General features: G+C 72.9%; 15 protein-coding genes and 3 pseudogenes. 5 read left to right on the top strand and 13 right to left on the bottom strand.

Annotated features, from left to right (window positions below; all coding sequences use genetic code 11):
• Positions 1–176: 176 nt before the first annotated feature.
• From OG332_RS44350 to OG332_RS44340, 3 genes are all read right to left on the bottom strand, one after another.
• Complete coding sequence (locus tag OG332_RS44350) at positions 177–1910, bottom strand: AfsR/SARP family transcriptional regulator (protein ID WP_327418756.1); 1734 nt, start codon at positions 1908–1910, stop codon at positions 177–179.
• A gap of 427 nt (positions 1911–2337) precedes the next feature.
• Positions 2338–3147 carry a hypothetical protein gene (locus tag OG332_RS44345; RefSeq protein WP_327418755.1) on the bottom strand — a complete coding sequence of 270 codons (810 nt, stop codon included), beginning with the start codon at positions 3145–3147 and terminating at the stop codon, positions 2338–2340.
• Positions 3111–3266 carry a hypothetical protein gene (locus tag OG332_RS44340; protein WP_327418754.1) on the bottom strand — a complete coding sequence of 52 codons (156 nt, stop codon included), beginning with the start codon at positions 3264–3266 and terminating at the stop codon, positions 3111–3113. Before OG332_RS44340 ends, OG332_RS44345 begins: the two co-directional genes overlap by 37 nt.
• Before the next feature lie 26 nt (positions 3267–3292).
• Between OG332_RS44340 and OG332_RS48065 the strand changes: the two are divergent.
• Positions 3293–3529 (top strand): annotated as a pseudogene (locus OG332_RS48065) (RICIN domain-containing protein); the annotation flags it as partial.
• Between the two features lie 115 nt (positions 3530–3644).
• On the opposite strand, the pseudogene OG332_RS44335 reads toward OG332_RS48065, so the two are convergent.
• A pseudogene (locus OG332_RS44335) lies at positions 3645–4007 on the bottom strand (hypothetical protein); the annotation flags it as partial.
• Between the two features lie 171 nt (positions 4008–4178).
• Here OG332_RS44335 and sigJ point away from each other — a divergent pair.
• A complete protein-coding gene (sigJ, locus tag OG332_RS44330; RefSeq protein WP_327418753.1) occupies positions 4179–5129 on the top strand; it encodes an RNA polymerase sigma factor SigJ in 951 nt (316 codons plus the stop codon).
• A 93-nt stretch (positions 5130–5222) separates the two neighbouring features.
• Here sigJ and OG332_RS44325 read toward each other — a convergent pair.
• Positions 5223–5354, bottom strand: a pseudogene (locus OG332_RS44325) (AraC family transcriptional regulator); the annotation flags it as partial.
• Between the two features lie 144 nt (positions 5355–5498).
• Here OG332_RS44325 and OG332_RS44320 point away from each other — a divergent pair.
• The gene (locus tag OG332_RS44320) at positions 5499–6965 is read left to right on the top strand and encodes a membrane-associated oxidoreductase (protein ID WP_327418752.1); all 1467 of its coding nucleotides are present in this window, start codon (positions 5499–5501) and stop codon (positions 6963–6965) included.
• A gap of 56 nt (positions 6966–7021) precedes the next feature.
• On the opposite strand, the gene OG332_RS44315 is transcribed toward OG332_RS44320, so the two are convergent.
• Positions 7022–7564, bottom strand: a complete 543-nt coding sequence (locus OG332_RS44315) for a hypothetical protein (protein WP_327418751.1) — start codon at positions 7562–7564, stop codon at positions 7022–7024.
• Between the two features lie 250 nt (positions 7565–7814).
• A complete protein-coding gene (locus OG332_RS44310) occupies positions 7815–8240 on the bottom strand; it encodes a hypothetical protein (protein WP_327418750.1) in 426 nt (141 codons plus the stop codon).
• 208 nt (positions 8241–8448) lie between these two features.
• Here OG332_RS44310 and OG332_RS44305 point away from each other — a divergent pair, with 208 nt between their 5' ends.
• Complete coding sequence (locus OG332_RS44305; protein ID WP_327418749.1) at positions 8449–8664, top strand: three-helix bundle dimerization domain-containing protein; 216 nt, start codon at positions 8449–8451, stop codon at positions 8662–8664.
• A 46-nt stretch (positions 8665–8710) separates the two neighbouring features.
• Here OG332_RS44305 and OG332_RS44300 read toward each other — a convergent pair whose 3' ends face one another.
• The 3 genes from OG332_RS44300 to OG332_RS44290 all read right to left on the bottom strand — a co-directional run bounded on the left by OG332_RS44300 (position 8711) and on the right by OG332_RS44290 (position 10327).
• Positions 8711–8911 carry a hypothetical protein gene (locus tag OG332_RS44300; RefSeq protein ID WP_327418748.1) on the bottom strand — a complete coding sequence of 67 codons (201 nt, stop codon included), beginning with the start codon at positions 8909–8911 and terminating at the stop codon, positions 8711–8713.
• A gap of 311 nt (positions 8912–9222) precedes the next feature.
• Entirely contained in the window at positions 9223–9783 is a 561-nt protein-coding gene (locus tag OG332_RS44295) for a hypothetical protein (protein WP_327418747.1), read from the bottom strand.
• A gap of 1 nt (position 9784) precedes the next feature.
• A complete protein-coding gene (locus tag OG332_RS44290; RefSeq protein ID WP_327418746.1) occupies positions 9785–10327 on the bottom strand; it encodes a hypothetical protein in 543 nt (180 codons plus the stop codon).
• Between the two features lie 187 nt (positions 10328–10514).
• On the opposite strand from OG332_RS44290, the gene OG332_RS44285 reads away from it, so the two are divergent.
• Positions 10515–11021 carry a flavin reductase family protein gene (locus OG332_RS44285; protein WP_327418745.1) on the top strand — a complete coding sequence of 169 codons (507 nt, stop codon included), beginning with the start codon at positions 10515–10517 and terminating at the stop codon, positions 11019–11021.
• Here OG332_RS44285 and OG332_RS44280 read toward each other — a convergent pair.
• Genes OG332_RS44280 through OG332_RS44270 form a run of 3 tightly spaced genes read right to left on the bottom strand, consistent with a single transcriptional unit; the run spans position 10979 to position 12977 of the window.
• Positions 10979–11686, bottom strand: coding sequence for an HAD family hydrolase (locus OG332_RS44280; protein ID WP_327418744.1), 708 nt, complete (start codon positions 11684–11686; stop codon positions 10979–10981). The two genes, OG332_RS44285 and OG332_RS44280, sit on opposite strands and share 43 nt — an antisense overlap.
• Complete coding sequence (locus OG332_RS44275; protein WP_327418743.1) at positions 11683–12753, bottom strand: iron-containing redox enzyme family protein; 1071 nt, start codon at positions 12751–12753, stop codon at positions 11683–11685. Before OG332_RS44275 ends, OG332_RS44280 begins: the two co-directional genes overlap by 4 nt.
• Positions 12753–12977, bottom strand: coding sequence for a CDGSH iron-sulfur domain-containing protein (locus OG332_RS44270; RefSeq protein ID WP_327419559.1), 225 nt, complete (start codon positions 12975–12977; stop codon positions 12753–12755). The genes OG332_RS44275 and OG332_RS44270 overlap by 1 nt, the downstream gene beginning before the upstream one ends.
• Between the last annotated feature and the right edge of the window lie 21 nt (positions 12978–12998).

Raw genomic sequence — 12998 nt, 5'->3', positions numbered from 1 at the left:
GGGGGCACCCCTGAGTGCGGTCTGGGCGGGATCGGCGAGGGAGGAAGGGAGGGCAAGGAGGGAGGCGAGGGGGAGGGGAGGGGGAGGCGAGAGGGAGGCGAGAGGGAGGCGAGAGGGAGGCGAGAGGGAGGCGAGAGGGAGGGGAGGTGGGGGCGGGCGGGGCCGGTGGGTTCGGGTCAGCGGGGTGCGGCTGCGGCCGCGGGTGCTGCGGCGGCGGCCGTCTTGCTCATGCGGACGTGCCAACGCGCGTAGATGCGAAGGAAGTCGTGGAGGCGGTACGGGCCGGGCGGTCCGTCCTCCAACATCCCTGCCTCCACGAGCTGTTCGAGTACGGATTCGCCCTCCCCGGCCGACGGGTCGTCGTCCGCGGCGCGTGCGCCCAGCCGGAGGAACGCCTCCCGCAGCTCCGGAGCCAGCCCGTCGAGCGCCTGTCCCAGTACCTCGGGTACCGAGAGCCGGGCGTCCTCCGCGAGGGCCAGCCGCGCGGGGGGATCCTCGGCGAGCCAGGCCGCACCGTCCGCGACCGACAGGCCGGGCCGGGTCAGCAGCCGTCCCGCTGCGATCCGCAGGGCGAGCGGGAAGTGCCCGCACACGGTGGCCAGTCGCCGGGCCGCGGCAGGCTCGGCCGCGATCCGCTCGGCGCCCACGAGCCCGGCGAGCAGTCCGTACGCCTCGGCGGGCCGCAGCACGTCGAGCCGGTGCACCGCGCCGCCGTGCGTGGCGACGACGGCCGCGAGGCCGCGCCTGCTGGTGACGAGGACGGACGCGTCCCCCGCCGCGGGCAGCAGGGGCAGCACCTGCCAGGCGCCGGCCGCGCCGTCCAGGACGATCAGCCGCCGCCCGGCGCCGGGCTCGGGCAGCAGGCGGGCCGCCTCCTCGACGGCGACCGCGCTCCCGTCCGGCCGGGACAAGTGGACGGTGAACACCCCGCCGGGGAAAGACGCTTGGACCTCGTACGCGGTCTGGCGGGCCAGTGCCGACTTGCCGATGCCCGGCGCCCCCGAGACGACGACCAGGCGCGGTCCGTCGGCGGCGGTGAGCCGTGCCGCCATGGCCGTACGGTCGCCCTCGCGCCCGGCGAAGGCCGGTACGGGGAGCACCGCCGGGCCCGGCCCGGCCGTGGCGGCCGCTCCGGCAGCCAGCGCGGGGACCTCGGCCGCGGTCACCGCGCGCGGGGGCTCCGGCCGGGCGGGCGCCAGGTCCTCGGCGCGCAGGATGGCGAGTTCCAGGCGCCGCAGCCCCGGGCCCGGGTCGATGCCCAGTTCGTCGCGCAGCCGGTCGCGCACCGTGCGGTACTCGGCGAGGGCCTCAGCCTGCCGCCCGGTGCGGTAGAGGGCCTCGACGAGCTGCTCGGTGAAGCGTTCGCGCACCGGGTGCCGACGTGCGCTCTCGTAGAGGTCGACCAGGACCTGGTGGCAGTTCCCGGCGGCCAGTTCGAGGTCGCAGACCCGTTCCAGGACCCGTAGCCGCTCCTGTTCGAGCGCGGGCACCGCGTCCTGCCGGAGCATGCGCGAGGCCACGTTGGCGAGCGGCTGCCCACGCCAGAGCGACAGCGCCTCCCGGAGCCGGTAGAGCTCCTCTCCCGGGCCGGCCGCCGACACGGCCCGGGCCGTGAGCGTGCGGAACAGCACGAGATCCAGGGTCTCGGTGTCATTGTGCATCCGGTAACCGCCGGGTACGGCCTCTATGGTGGTCGCGGAAATGCCGTACTTGGCGAATAGCCGGCGCAGCCGCAGGACACACGTCTGCAGTGCGGCACGGGCCGTGGCGGGCGGTTCTTCGTCCCATACGGCGCGCAGCAGGTAGGTGGTCGACACGACGACGCCCGGATGCAGCAGAAGTGCGGCGAGAAGACTGGTCGGCTTGGACGGTTTGAGAACGACGGCTTCGGGGCCGTGCGCAATGCTCAAAGGCCCCAAAAGCTGGAACCGGATGGCTGATCCCCCGTGTCGGGACACGCATTCCCCCTATAGGGAGCGCGGCGGGGGCGGTGGTCGCCGGTTCTGCGGGGCCCGTCACGCTCCGGAAATAGTCCGGACCAAGCCCTCAGTTGCCGTCCGCCCCCCGTTGGGCGGTGAATAACTGGAACACTACATAACGGATCTTGTGGAAGTCGAGTCGCGGGACGGCCCATTCGGTACCCGTCGGCCTTTTCTCCCTTCTCCGTAACCTGGACGCTTCGAGGAGTTACCGCCGGTTCGTCAAAGCCGTTCATTCGTAAACGAATTACTGTGGCGGCGCCATCCAAGCACGATGTCGTGATCGAATTAAGGTGCATATTCCGCCACTGAAATGGCCGGTCCTGATCCCCCTCCCGGGGCCCGGCCACGCCTCTCGTCATCCGGTACGGACCGGCAGCCGGGCCGCCACGAGCGCGAGCCCGCGCCGCAGTCTGCGGAAGTTGGTGGCCCGGCTCAGGTGCAGCCGCCGGGCCACCTGATGGTGCGTACGGGACCGGCCGAGGTAGTACGCCTGCAGGATCGCCCCCGCCTCCGCGTCGGCCGGCGCCTCGGCCGCGGCCAGTTCCGCCAACGCGTCCCGCAGCCAGGCCCGCAGCCCGGCGGGCGACCCGATCCCGGCACAGGCCGGCAGCGGACTGCGCGCCAGCTCCGCGGGGTCGCCGAGCCGGGCCAGCGCCCGTGCCACCAGCACCGGCACGTCGCGCACGGGTGCGTCCTGCCCGGGGCGCAGTGCGTGGCGCCAGCGCTGCCCGGGCCGTTCGCGCCCGAGCCGCTCCAGCACCTCGCCGGCCATCCAGTCGGCGGCCGCACCGGGCACGTCCGGGGCGATCCCCATGTGCAGGGCACGGCAGGCGAGATCCGCGAGCAGGGGTACCCCGCCGGCCACTCGGACCACGAGGGCCAGGGCCTCCGGGTCGGTGACGCCCGCCGCCCGGGCCTGCGCCTCTACGGCCGCCGCGGGCCGGGGGCCGAGCCCGATGCCCACCGGGGCCCGCTCGCCCCAGTCGGCGGCCGCACGCAGCGGAAGCCTGCTGACCAGCAGCACGGGCCTGAGCGGAGCGGACGGGGCGGGCCCGGGTGCGTCGCCGGCCGGGTCCAGCGCCGCCGCGACCGCCTCGGCCCGCCCGGGCCCGTCCACGCTGTCGACGATCAGGAGACCGCCCGGCTGCGCGGCGAGCCTTCGCAACCCCCGAGGTCACCGTCCGCGGCGAGGCCGACGGTCGCCTCGGCCGGCAGCCGCCGGGCCAGCCGGCTCTTCCCGCTGCCCAGCCCGCCGGTCAGGTTGACCAGGGCGTGCGTGTCCACGGCGGCCCGAAGCCGGGCGAGAGTGTCTCGACGTCCAGTACGCGAAGACCGAGAACGGCTCCCTCCTCGGCCTCAACAGCTGCCACCAGGGCACCAACCAGAAGGGGGAGCAACTGCCCGGCGGCCTGCTGCGCAGCGTCCACTCCGGCAAGTGCCTCGACGCCCTGGGCTGGGCCACCGGCAACGGCGCCCGCCTCGGCATCCGGGACTGCACCCCGAGCCACACCAACCAGCAGTGGCGCGGCCCCGCCCTGGGCACCTGACGCTCCCGGCCCCGTACTCCGGCGCCCTGTCCGTTCCCCGCGGGCAGGGCGCCGGCGCGTCAGCGGCTTGCCACGCCCGCCTGCCCTTGCGTTCCGGCAGGCGGGTGGACAGCACCCGGCCCAGGTCCAGCAGGCTCAGGCCGAACATCAGGACGCCCAGGGGGACATGGACCGACGGCACGCGCGATGCCCAGCACCACCTGCACCGAGGCGAGGACGAGGAAGCCGGACGCGTACGGGACGGGACGGGACGGGGCGAGCCGCCGCCCGGCCACCACGCCAGAACCGCGGCGAGCACGTACAGCATCGATGCGCCGTACATCACGCGCGCTCCGACGCCGTGCAGTACCTCTCCGTGGGACGAGGACAGCAGCAGTCCGGCGGTGACCGCCTGGAAGAAGATGGCCGACGCCTGCAGGGCCAGCGCGACCTGCGGGAACGTGAGCCGGCCCGGTACTGCCGTCGTCTGCGTGGCCATGACGCGGCCCCCTCATCCGCCTCGCGGCGGTGGATCGGTAGTGTCTCGTCGGTCCGACGACACAGGGCCGCGAAACGTGACGCGGGGCGCCGGCCTCGTACTCCGGTGCGGTGTTCCGTCGACGTGTCGAGAGCCGAATCCGACGAGAAGAACCAGGGAGCGGTCGCGACCATGAGAACCCCATCCGAGGCAGGGCACGCCCGGTCCGAGCCGGGCCTGAGCGCGGTCGTCGGCGAGCGGCGCCAGCTGATCAACCTCGCCTACCGGCTGCTCGGTTCACTGGCCGAGGCCGAGGACGCCGTACAGGAGGCCTATGCCCGCTGGTACGCGATGTCGCGGCAACAGCAGCAGGCCATCGAGTCACCCGGCGCCTGGCTGACGACGGTGGCCAGCCGCATCTGCCTGGACCTGCTCGGCTCGGCGCGGGCCCGGCGCGAGCGCTACGTCGGCGCTTGGATACCCGAGCCGCTGCCCGACCACACGGAGTGGATCAGCAGCCGGGCGGGCGGCGGCGCCGAACCGGCCGACCCCGCCGACCGGATCACCCTGGACGAGTCGGTGAACATGGCCTTCCTCGTCGTCCTGGAGTCGATGACGCCCGCCGAACGCGTGGCGTTCATCCTGCACGACGTCTTCCGCTACCCCTTCGCCGAGATCGCCGAGATCGTCGGCCGGACGCCCGCGGCGTGCCGGCAACTGGCGTCCTCGGCCCGACGGCGCATTCACGCCGCGCAGGCCCCGGCCGTTGCGGCGGCCGGGCAGGCCGGCCTGGTACGGGACTTCAAGGAAGCCTGGGAGGCCAAGAACATCAAGGCGCTCGTCGGCCTCCTCGACCCCGACGCCACGATGACCGCCGACGGCGGCGGCCTGGTCGGCACCGTGCTGCGCCCGGTCGAGGGCAGCGCGCGCATCGCCGAGTACCTGATCCACATCGCCGACAAGGCGCCCGGGCTGACACTCCTGGAACGGACGGTCAACGGCCGGCCCGGTCTGGTCGCCCAGCACTCCGGCGTCACCGTGACGGTGGCGGCGTTCGGTCTCACCGGAGGCCGCATCACCCGCATCTGGGCGGTCCGCAACCCGGAGAAACTCCGCACGTGGACCGAGCACGCACAGGGCTGACCCGCTGCCCTCAGCCGCGCCGCGAAGGCGAGCGACGTGTCCGGCACGCGGCGGCCCGGGGCCGCCGCGCGCCCTCGCTCAGACCGCCGTCCTCGCCAACGCGGAGAACAGCCGCCGGAAGTGGTACTCCGACGTCACGACGATCCGCGCCAGGTCGGCCACCTCGATCCGCTGATCCAGGTGGCACTCGATGTGCTCCATGGCCTGGTTCCACCGCTCCAGCACCCCGGCCTCCTTCCCTTTCGATCACTCACGTTAAAAGGGACCCACCCTGCCCGACCCGACATCCAGTGCCCGGTCCGGTCGGGTGGCCGCTGATGCGGCAGAAGGTCGGTTGACAGGCCAAACGCGGCAGGTCAAAGTCCTTGCGTGAGCGAGATCAACCATCTGTCCCGTGCCGAGGCCCGCGTGTGGCGGGCCTATCCGCGCGGCGAGTCCGTGGACTTCCGCGCCGCGGGGGACGGGGATCCGCTGCCCGGCGACGCCCGGGACCCCGGGCGTACCGTACGCGCCGCCGTGCTGCGGAGGCTGCTGGTCGAAGCCCCGCAGGAGGAGGGGGAGATCGCCGCGCTCGTCGTCACGGGAGCGCGGGTCGTCGGCGTACTGGACCTGAAGCACGCCGCGATCGACGTATCCGTCCGGCTGAACGACTGCCGGTTCGACGACGTCCCCGACCTGTACGGCGCCCAGTTGCGCGAACTCGACCTGAGCGGGTCTGTTCTGCCGGGCCTCACCTCGGCGAACGTGCGGGTCGAGGGTGTGCTGCGGATGACGGACTGCCACATGCGGGGGCCGGTACGGCTCAGCGGCGCGCAGATCTCCGGGGCGCTGTACATGGAGCGGACGCGGTTCACGGCGGCGGACGACTCCGAGCCGGTGCTGCAGCTCAACCAAGCCGCGATCGGGGCGGACATCTGGGCGCCGCAGATGCGCGCGCACGGACAGGTACGGCTGACCGGCGCGTCCGTCGCAGGACGGATCAACCTGCAGGACGCGGAATTCAACACACCCGGCGGCACCGCGCTGGACGCACAGAACCTCAACGTCGGAGCGCACGTACGTGCACGGCGCATGCGCGCGCGGGGCCGGATCGAGCTCCGGGGCTCGCACATAATGAGCCGTCTCGACCTGCTCCACGCCGACCTGTCGCATCCGGGCGACACGGCGCTGCGGGCGAGCAGTTGCGTCATCGGTGAACTCTGGCTGGGCGCGGGCGAGCGCGTCCGGGGCGCCCTGAATCTGCGCAGGTCACAGATAGAGATCCTCAGCCTTGAACCGGACGTGCTCCCGGACCAGGTGCTCCTCAGCAATCTCACGTACACCGTGCTCTCCCCGCACGAGCCTGCCGAGCGCCGTCTTCCGATGCTCGAACGCGACGGCGGCCCGTACGAGCCCCACCTCTACGAGCAGTTGACGGCCGCGTACCGCCACGTCGGGGACGACGACGCGGCCCGGCTCGTACAGCTCGCCAAGCAGCGCCGCCGGCGCGCCACGCTCCCGTGGTACGGACGGCTGTGGGGCCACGTCCAGGACGCCGCGGTCGGCTACGGCTTCCGCCCGTTGCGCGCGGCCGTCTGGCTGCTGTCCCTCCTGGCCCTCGGGTCGATCGCCTACGGTCTGGACCAGCCCGCTCCCATCAAGGCGGGCGAGGCCCCTCGCTTCAACACCGTCTTCTACACCCTCGATCTGCTCCTGCCGGTCATCAGCTTCGGTCAGGAGACGGCGTTCTCCCCGGACGGCTGGCACCAGTGGCTGTCGTACGCCCTGATCATCGCCGGCTGGGTCCTGGCCACCACCATCCTCACGGGCGTGACCCGCACGGTGAGCCGCCAGTGAGGTTCCTGGAGGAGACACCCGGAGGAGACCACCTCCGCAGGCCGCTTGTCGCCCTGTCAGCGCGGTGTCTTCGAGCCCAGGCCCCCGGGCGTCTTGGGAACCCACTCGGGGACCGCCGAAGCCTCCCTCGGATCCGGCTCGCGCATGTGCACGCGCCAGCCGCCCTCGCCCGTTCTTCCGGTGAGGCGGACCAGGAACACCTTGGTCTGGGCCGTGTCGTGGAAGTACACGACGACGAGCTGCCGTACGGACCCCTCGTCGTAGAACTCCGCGGTCACCTTCCCGCCGGCCCCCTTCTCGAAGGCCTGGATCCAGTTCTCGGCGGTCCTCTCGGCCTCGCCCTTCGCGTCATCGCCGTCGGCGGCGAGCGATTCCAGCTCCTCCGGTTCGCCGTCGGCGAGCCTCCAGATGAGCTTCTGGGTGATCCGGAGGGAATCGGAGGTGGGATGTCCGACCACGCCCAGCGGTTCGTGGTGGGCGTAGTCGGTCGCGTACCGCAGCCCTTCCTCGTCGGCGGCGCAGGCCGTGAGGGCTCCCCATGCCAGAACGGACACCGGAACGGACACCAGAGCGGCGCGTACGGCCGGGGAAGCCCTCATCTCGCCCCCGTCGGGCGGGTCACGACGGTCACGGAGTTCGGGTGGGGGGTGCGCTCGCTGCGGGTGATGGCGTCGTCCTGGGTGGTGCGGGCGGGTCCGCCGTGCCGGCCCCGGGGTACGGCCACCGCGGTCCGCGGTCACGACGGCGGCCGGTTCTGGGCCGTGGCCCCAGCGTAGCCGCCCGTCACCGGCTCGAACCTCGCCGCCGACCCCTGAGCGTGGGAAGCCTGCTCGGGCCACGCCGCCGGGATCAGGGCATCTCGTCGGGGTCGCAGCTGGCCCGGCGCAGCCCGATCGTGCGCAGGGCCCGCATCAGCGCGTCGGCGTCCCCCTCGCGCACGACGTGGACGGCTCCCTCGACCGCGAGACCGGACACCGCACGGGGCACACGGGCGGCGGCCGTCCGAAGCACCACACCACTCGGCGGGTCCAGGGTGCGCACCCCGTGGAAGACGCGGAGGACGTCCGGGTCCGCGTCGAGCCTGTCGAGCCCGGCGGGCAGGGACACGACCGTGATGTCGGGCATCAGGACGCGCGCGTGCGCGAGCGCGACGGCGGGGTCGTGGGCATGCGACACGACCCGGAAGTGCGGGTTGCGCTGGATGCCCGAGCGGAGCAGCTCCAACTGCTCGCCGTCGGGCACGCCGACCACCAACACCGTCATCACCTGTTCCATCCTGCGCTCCGGCACGCCGCGAGGCGAGCCGGGACGCGGAATCCTCCTCCGGCCTGTGCCGCAGCCGATCGCCACCCCGGGCGCGGCAGGTTCCGGCCGATGGGCAACCCCGACGGCCGCACAGAGCATCGGAAGATCGACTTCCCGGGTGGGCGTTGCTCCGCGAGACTGGGGAGGGGCGGTCCCCGACGGAAGGGTGAGGTGCTTGATGTCTGAGTCGGAGGGTGCCCTCGCCATCCGTCATGTCGCCGAGCGGCTGCTGAAGGAGCACCCTCACCTGGACGCCGGGCTCGTGCGCAGCTCGGTACAGACGGCGTACGAAGAACTCAGGTACGCACGCGTACGCACCTACCTGCCGGTCCTGATGGAGCGCAGGGCCAGAGACCTGCTGCCCTCCGACGCGCAGCCGGAACGCACTGCCTGACCCTCGACGCGTAACCCTCGCAAGCCCCCCGCCGGGCGGCAAGTGCTCAGCCGTCGCGCGATGCGTCGTCGCCCGGTCGGCTGGTCGGAGCGGCGGCGGCCGAGCCCGCGATCTCCCGCTGCTGCGGTGTCAGCGCCACGGTCTCGGACCGGGCAGCCGTACGCACGGGGCTGCCGCGCCGCAGGCGCCCGCCGTGGTACAGGCGGATGCGGGCCAGGTCGAACGGCCACGCTCGGCCCCCTTCCACGGCGCGGCCGCACCTCGCACGCGCCCGCGGTCTCCTGGTAGGAGGTGATGCCGCTGAAGTGCGCACCATCAGCACCAGCCGTTGCTGCTGCGGCAGTTCCTCCACGGCGTCCCGGATCCAGGCCCTCGAGGCCGGACGTCTCCCGCGTGGCGCGCAGTCGGATGCGGCCGGAGTCGCGTACCACCGCCCGCAACCACGCGCCCACGGCCGCGCCGTCCCGGCGTCACCGATGCGCCGCAACGCGGTCAACGCGGCGTCCTGCACCACGTCTTCCGCGTCGGGCCCGTCCTCGCTGGCCGGCTCGGACACGGTCAGGTGTTGAGGAGGCGGTTGAAGAACGACCGGTAGTGCTGCAGCGCCAGCCGCAGTTCCTCGGTCGCGACCTGCTCGCCCTGGCCCCACTGGCCTTCCAGCCCCTGCTTGTGGGCGGAGAAGGTGCGGGCGAGGGTTTGCATCACCTCGGCGACGAGGGCGTCCGCCGACCTCACCGCCTCCTGCGGGTCGTCGACGAACCGGCCCTGGATCTCGCTCCACGCCTTGCGGTAGTCCGCGGTGTCCTCGGCACCGAGCAGCGGCTCGTCGACACCGTCGGCCGCGTCCGCGGGGCCGGTCCCCGCCGTGCGATCCGTGCGATCCGTGCGATCCGTCGGGCGTACGTCGCCGTTCTCGAGGTTCCCGGGCTCGTCGGCAGCCGCGTCCGCGGTGGCCTCCCCCGGGTACACGGGCGGCGTCCCCCCGTCGGCCGACCCGCCACCGCCGTCGTCGAACTCGCGGTTCGTGCCGGGGTGCGAAGCCGGGACCGGACGGGCGATGTCCTCCGTCGTGATGCCTGCGTCGCCGACTCGTTCTTCGTTGCTTCCGTGGTTACGCATCTCACCGGCTCCTCTGGTCTGTCAGCAGGTCGTCGAACAGGGCGCGGTAGTGCACCATCGCCCCGCGGAGTTCCTCGGTGGTCGTCCGCTGGTCGGCGCTGCGCACCTTGACGTCGTGGGCGGCCCGGTAGTGCTCCAGGGTCCGGCCGTGTTCGACCGAGAGGTCGCGCAGCCGGCCGCCGTAGTCGTCCGTGGGATACCCCCGCTCGCGCATCAGTCGCGACACCAGTTCGTCGGCCTCCTCGACCGACCCCTCCGGCCGGTCGACGAAATGCTCTTGGACGGTGCTCCATTCGGTGGCGTACTGGTCTCGCCGGTCGGCGGGCAGTTCCTTGATCTCGAGCTTGTCGTGGCGGTGCTCGCGGGCACGCAGCTCGCGCTCGGCGGCCATGCGCCCGCCCTCTGCTTCGACCGTGCGGTCGTACTCGGGTCCGAACTGGTTATGCAGGTGCCGTCGGCGCGCCATCCACCACAGTGCGACCGTGAGCGCGATCACGACGACCGCTGCGACGACGATGACGGCGATGAGTGTGCTGGTTGACATGGTCGGCCTCCATTCCGGGGCCTCGTCGGATTCATTCACGCGGCTGCCCCCGTCTCTGCGGGGCAAACCAGCGCGGCCCGGCGGCCGACCCGCGGAGATCTCGTACACGGCTCGCGCGGTGTGGTGTGGTGTGGTGCGGTTCCGAGGCGTCGGGCCGGGTAGCCGCTCATCGGTGAGAGGAGTGGTCATGCCCGAGACCGGGCTCGATGCCTTCACCGGCGTCCTGGACGGGCCGATGTACGTGGTCACGGTCGCGGCCGGCGAGGAGCGCTCGGGATGCCTGGTGGGGTTCGCCTCCCAGTGCTCGATCCATCCGCCGCGCTTCGTCGTATGGCTGTCCACGGCCAATCACACCTACCGCGTGGCGCGCGGAGCCCCGTACCTCACCGTGCACGTACTGCGCCGGGACCAGGACGGGCTGGCAGAGCTGTTCGGCGGCGAGACCGGCGACCGGGTGGACAAGCTCGCGCGGGTCTCCTGGCGGCCCAGCAGGCACGGCAGTCCTGTGCTGACGGACGTGCGCACCTGGTTCGTCGGCGCGGTCGAAGGGCGGATCGAGGGCGGCGACCATGTGGGGTTCCTCCTGGCACCGGTCGAGGAGGGCCCGCCGGAGGACGACGGGACTGACGGGTCCGCCGTCGAGCTGCTGCGCTACAGCGACGCCGAGGACATCCCGCCGGGCCACCCCGCGTGAGGCCCGGCCACGGCGAACGGGCTGCCGTCGATGTGCGCGAGCAGGTCGGCGGGGTGCCGGTAGACGGCACGGGCTCCGGCCTCTTCGAGGTCGCGCCGCGCAATGCCGCCGCAGAGCAGTCCCACGCACGCGACGTCGGCCCGGGTGGCCGCCCGCATGTCCCACACGGTGTCGCCGACGAACACGGAGTCACGCGCGGCGGCACCGGCGAGGCCGAGGGCGTGGAGCACCGGATCGGGTGCGGGCTTCCCCTCGCTCACGTCGTCGGAGCTCGCCGTCGCGGTGATGGCGTCGTCGGCGTCGACGGCCCGCCTGAGCGCGCCGAGCTCGGCGTCCTTCGCCGAGGTCACGAGCACGACCCGCCAGCCCCGGCGGTCCACCTCGCGCAGCAGCTCGGCTGCCGAGTCCAAGGCGGGCAGCCGGTCGAAGTACGTGCCGTAGAGGGTGGTGTGCGCGGTGCTGAGCGTGTCGTCCCCGCTCGTGTCCCGGTCCTCGCCCAGCAGGTGCGCGAGGAGGTCCTCCCCCGGCAGTCCGATCGCGCGGTGGATGTCGTGCATCGCGACGTCGTCGCCCGCCTGCCGCAGGGCCTCCCACCAGCAGACGACGTGCAGGTGATTGGTGTCGGCGAGGGTGCCGTCGACATCGAACAGGGCGGCGCGGTTCATGTCCGCCTCCCCTGAGGCTCGATGGCCGGGCCCGCCTGTGCCGGCAGGGGCGAACGCAGCGCGCTGCGCCCCTGGTCCCAGGCCTCCCGGATGTGGGTCGCGAGGCGGTCCTCCAGCAGGACGGTCGCCGCGCACCCGAAGGCGATGTCCGCTTCAAGGCCCGGCTCGTCGGCCAGGAGGCCCGCGATGACCTCGTGGCGTACGACCTGTTCGTGGACGGCGTCGGCCTCCACGTGCTCGGCGTAGAAGTGCTCGGCGGCGGGTCCCGCTCCGCAGCGCCGCATGGCCTTGGCCAGGCGCCTGGACCCGGGCGACGAGGTGACCTCGACGCACGCGAAGTGGCCGACGAGAGCGCCGCGCAACGCCCGGTGGAGGCCGAAGAGGGACATGAGGTTCACCGTCGCGAGCAGCGGCGCCGGTGCACGGTCCAGGTACCGGCCGTACGTGCGATCCAGCCCGAGGTCGGTCATGAGGTCCGCGAAGAGCTCCGCGTGGATGCGGTCGGCGCGGCCGGCTCCGAACTCGTCGTACTCGATGGCGGCCATGGCGGCCTTGGCCCGTCCGGTGAGCCGGGGGATGGCCCAGGCGTGCGGGTCCGCCTCCTTGAGGTGGTAGAGGGAGCGCAGGGCGGCGTACTCACGCAACTGCCAGAGCTCTCCCTCGGTTTCGAGACGGTGGCTGAGGCTGCCGGAGAGGTCGACGGGCTCGACGAGCAGCGGGGCGAAGGCCTCCTCGACCGATCGTGATCGGGGAGCATCGGACAGCTCGGTGCGCAGGGCGTGGAGGAAGCGGGTTTCGAGGTCCTGTCGCAGCCGCAGCAGGACCGGATCCCATTCGCGCTCGTCTTCCACGCCGTCGAAGCCGCGGTAGTGCAGTTCGTAGAGGAGGTAGAGCGCGAGCTGGAGGTCCTCACCCCACGGGTCGGCCTTCAGTACGGACCCGGTGGCGTACGCGGGCGGGCCGCCGGACCGCAGGGCCTCGGCCACTGCCGCGGACAGCGGGCCCCGCCCCTCGGCCAGGCGGGGGCCGGCGGCGGTCGCCGTCGTGCCGGGGCTGGGAGGCGTCATCACGGGGTCCTGTCCTCGGGCGGCGGGTCGACCCGCTCGCGACGGCGGTGGCTGGTGTCGCACCAGGGGTACGTACGGCTGCGGCGGCAGGTGCACACCGCGACCACGAAACGGTCCGAGCGGGCGACCGTGCCGTCGTCCAGGAGGATCTCGACCGGCCCCTCCACCAGGACCGGGCCCTCGGGGTCCACGGACACCCGGCGCGCGGGCGCGGGCGCGGGCACCGGAGCCGGGACCGGGACCGG

Origin of the sequence: Streptomyces sp. NBC_01233, from assembly GCF_035989305.1 — a bacterium.
Taxonomy (GTDB): domain Bacteria; phylum Actinomycetota; class Actinomycetes; order Streptomycetales; family Streptomycetaceae; genus Streptomyces.
This window is presented reverse-complemented; position numbering and strand designations above follow the sequence as displayed.